Raw genomic sequence first — 4009 nt, 5'->3', positions numbered from 1 at the left:
GTGGTCAATTACCTAATTTTCAGGGAAAAAGTCCCTGAATTTTCCCCCCAATCACTCCAAGGGTCGGCACTTTTTGAGGTCAAAAAAGTCTAAAAACCTTGTTGGATAAGGTTTTTAGATTTATTCAGCAAACCCTAATTATTGTAGAGGGGGAGAAGGGAGAATAAATAAAAATAATCTCCCTACCCCACACCCTGTCCTGAGGAAAAACTTCTTCAGCCAACCCTAGTTAAGGCCTGCTCGATTCTCTGACTATCGAGGGAGCGGCCGATAAAGACCAAGCGAGTTTGCCGCATTTCTGTGGATTGCCAGGGTCGGTCGAAGAAAGAATCAAAGCGATCGCCGACTCCCTGTAACACCATACGCATCGGTTTATTGGCCACGTTAACAAATCCCTTGACCCGATAGATTTCTTCTAAGGCCACCAATTCTTTGATCCGTTGGGTCAAAATTTGGGCATCTACGGGAGAATCGAGGCAAAACTGCACGGAATTGATATCCTCATCGTGATCGTGTTCTTCCTCGTGATCATGATGACTAGGACGACTAGCTAAATTATCCTCGACGGCGGCATTAAATCCCAATAGCACATCGGGGCTAATTTGTCCATCGGCACAAGTAACTATTTTTACCGTCGATCGCAGTTGCGTTTTCAGCCAATTAATAATTTTTTCTAATTCAATTTCGCTGATTAGATCGGTTTTAGTTAAGAGTACCAGGTCAGCGCAGGCTAACTGATCTTCAAATAACTCCTCAATGGGCGTTTCGTGTTCTAAATTGGGGTCTGCTTGCCTTTGTGCCGTTAAAGCGTCCAAATCCGCCACCAGACGACCCCTAGCGACAGCAAAACCATCCACCACGGTGATTACTCCATCTACCGTGGCACCGTTGCGGATTTCCGGCCAGCGAAAAGCTTGAACCAGAGGTTTAGGTAAAGCTAATCCCGAAGTTTCGATCAGCATACAATCCAACTGTTGCCGTCGCTCCAGCAATTTCTGCATGGTGGGGAGAAATTCTTCCTGTACTGTGCAGCACAGACAACCGTTGGTCAATTCCACAATATTATCGTTGGGGTCATCGTCGCAAATCTGACAACTTTTCAACAAATCACCATCAATTCCCACTTCTCCGAATTCATTGACCATAACGGCCACCCGTCGGCCTTGATTATTTTGCAGTAGATGACGGATGAGGGTAGTTTTTCCCGCACCCAGAAAACCCGTGATCACAGTAACTGGAATTTTGTGCATAGATAGGGCGATCGATCATGTTTCTAGATCAATCTATCAGACTCTCGGTCTAGGGTTGAGGGTTTCAGCGCTAATTCTTTAGGATTGCCCCACCAATTGCCGGACTGTCACAAACTAGCTGAAATTTTCCTAGTTAGTCGTTATTCTGGTAAAAGTTTCAGCCGGCTAAAATAATCGCTGAAAAACTTTTGTGGGAGTGGATCATGTTACAACGTCTTTTTTTAGCCTTTACCCTCGCTTTTCCTCTTTATTTAAGCATTGCTATTCAACAAACTTATCCTCTAGCTGATAGAGTAAATCGCCCTTCTTCTCGCGGAATCAATAAAATTGAGCAGACGGTAAAAACTATCCAAAAGCAATTAAAACAAGAGCATTCGGTTCAATTAGATTAATAAATTTTGGCAACAAGAGGAGAGATAAAACTCCTCTTTTTTACTTTTTACTTGACAAATTAGCGGCTATTTGCTGCGGAGGTTGGTATTCGGGAACTAAATCTTGTAGGGACTTAACTAAGCCCTGACGGTCATTAACTTGAATATAATTAAGCAGTTGCTCTAATTTGATTTGCAATTTGTCCCAAGCAAGAAAGTGTTCATTAGCGCAAAAAATCTTTGGGTGAGAGGTGGGACGAGCTTTATCGGTATCGATTAATAATTCTTCGTAGAGTTTTTCCCCCGGTCTTAATCCTGTGATTTCAATATCGATATCTTGCCCTAATTCCAAGCCACTTAAACGAATCATCTGTAGGGCCAAATCGTAAATTCTTACCGGTTCACCCATATCTAACAGGAATACCTCACCCCCTCGGGCCATTGCTCCTGCTTGCATAACCAAACGCACCGCCTCTGGAATAGACATAAAATAGCGAATAATATCGCGATGGGTGAGGGTGATATTCTTACGTTGGGCGATTTGTTCCCGGAAACGCGGCACCACGGAACCGCTACTATCGAGAACATTGCCAAAGCGGACGATAGCGCAACGGGTGGAAGTGTCGGGTAAAGCGGCCAAAGCTTGTACAACTAACTCAGCACAGCGTTTGCTCGACCCCATAATGTTAGTCGGTCTGACGGCCTTATCGGTGGAAATAAGAACTAAATTACTAACTGAATTCTCGATCGCAGTCTGAGCGACATTTAAAGTCCCCCAAACATTAGTGTAAACCCCCTGACTAGCATTGGCTTCCACAAGAGGAACGTGCTTATAGGCGGCCGTGTGATAAATTGTTTCAATCTGGTGTTGTTGGATGACTCGGGCCAGATGATTACGGTCGAGAACATTGCCTAGATAGGCATACTTGCGTAAATCGGCATAATTTTCACTTAAATCGAGATCGATTTTGTAGAGGGAAAACTCGTTTAATTCGTAGATTACCAAGCATTTTGGCTTGAGGAAGGCGATTTGTCGGCATAATTCCGAACCGATGGAACCGCCACCCCCGGTGACTAACACCGCTTTACCGGTGACATTTTTTGCCAAAAGTTCGGGATGGGGTAGAATTTCTTCCCGTCCTAATAATTCCGAGACATCGACACTGCGAATCTGATTGATGGCCGCTTCTCCCGATAAAATTTTTGAGAGGGGAGGGACGGTTTTAATGTCGATGGGTAAAGTTTCTAGACTTTCGATGATTTGCCGCTTTTTGGCCTTGTCTAGGTTCGGAATAGCGAGAACAACCCAGTCAAAGGCCCGTTTTTGGTGCAGTAGTGCCAATTGAGAGGGGGGATAAACCCTAATGCCTTGGATAACTCGCTGCTGCAAATCGGGATTATCATCAACAAAGGCCAATAAACGATAGTGGGGGTCATTTTGTAGGGAACGTGCTAATTGACAACCCACAACCCCCGCACCATAGATAACAATTGTCGGTTCCCTATCCACACTACTGACGTAAATATTAAGACGGTGAAAGACAGAACGAATCAACAATCTCACCCCGATAACAAATATTAGGGTTAACAATGCGTCGATAATCAGGACTGAACGCGGCAAAAAGGCATCCCCTTGAAAGTAGGCAAGACTGATTAAAACCCCTGAACTATAGAGAACCGCTTGCAGTACGGAGGAAAGAAACTCTAATCCTGTATAACGTACGACGGGACGGTAAATACCTCTGAGATAGAAAACTAGAAGTTTAATGGCAATTAAGCTGAATATTTCCCCGAAAAAAGGTCTAATTTGCTGATATTCGAGGCTAAGATTAAACCTGAGAGAGAAGGCTAGATAGATGGTTAGACTAAAAATAAGGCAATCGGTGACCATTAAAAGAGAGCGCTTCGATGACCTAGATAGGTAATTAGCCAATTTCAGGATTTTGCTGGCCAGTTTTCTATACATCTTGATTAATTAATCTTGGGTAAAATAATTTGGCTCCTCTCGACTTGGTGTGATAATCAGTGTTTATCGTTCCTAGTAGTCTTGCTAGGCAAGGATTTGAAGAATATATTTCTGGAAAATTACCCCTATTCTTCCTCCTTCCACACAGAAACGAGAAGAACCAATGTTTTTATAACAGTAGCGCTAGCTGTCTCTCCGGAGATGATATCACCCAAATCCAAATGTGTCAAGCGGCGGGATTTGTCAAGACTTTTTTTCCTTTTACCAACTTTTCATCGAAAATTTGGGTCTGAAACCCCGTCGTTCTACGACGGCTTTACCGTTAAATACTAGCGCATTTACCAAATATATGCTAAAATGTGAGACATGGAAAAAGCCTATTCGTTTCGATTTTACCCCACACCCGAACAAGAGTCGCTATT

4 protein-coding genes are annotated in these 4009 nt (G+C 43.5%); 2 read left to right on the top strand and 2 right to left on the bottom strand.

Annotated elements, in window-relative coordinates; all coding sequences use genetic code 11:
- Positions 1–215: 215 nt before the first annotated feature.
- A complete protein-coding gene (gene cobW / locus IM479_RS10860) occupies positions 216–1250 on the bottom strand; it encodes a cobalamin biosynthesis protein CobW (RefSeq protein WP_287685527.1) in 1035 nt (344 codons plus the stop codon).
- Positions 1251–1453: 203 nt separating this feature from the next.
- Here cobW and IM479_RS10855 point away from each other — a divergent pair, with 203 nt between their 5' ends.
- Positions 1454–1642: a hypothetical protein gene (locus IM479_RS10855; protein ID WP_287685525.1), complete on the top strand. Its 189-nt coding sequence runs from the start codon at positions 1454–1456 to the stop codon at positions 1640–1642.
- Between the two features lie 40 nt (positions 1643–1682).
- Here IM479_RS10855 and IM479_RS10850 read toward each other — a convergent pair whose 3' ends face one another.
- Positions 1683–3587, bottom strand: a complete 1905-nt coding sequence (locus IM479_RS10850; RefSeq protein WP_287685523.1) for a polysaccharide biosynthesis protein — start codon at positions 3585–3587, stop codon at positions 1683–1685.
- Between the two features lie 366 nt (positions 3588–3953).
- Here IM479_RS10850 and IM479_RS22625 point away from each other — a divergent pair.
- On the top strand, positions 3954–4009 hold a 56-nt coding region (locus IM479_RS22625; protein WP_072024880.1), incomplete at its 3' end, for a helix-turn-helix domain-containing protein.

Source organism: Microcystis sp. M165S2 (genome assembly GCF_020245885.1).
GTDB lineage: Bacteria > Cyanobacteriota > Cyanobacteriia > Cyanobacteriales > Microcystaceae > Microcystis.
The sequence above is the reverse complement of the archived record's forward strand: the minus strand, read 5'-3'. Positions and strand labels throughout refer to the sequence as shown.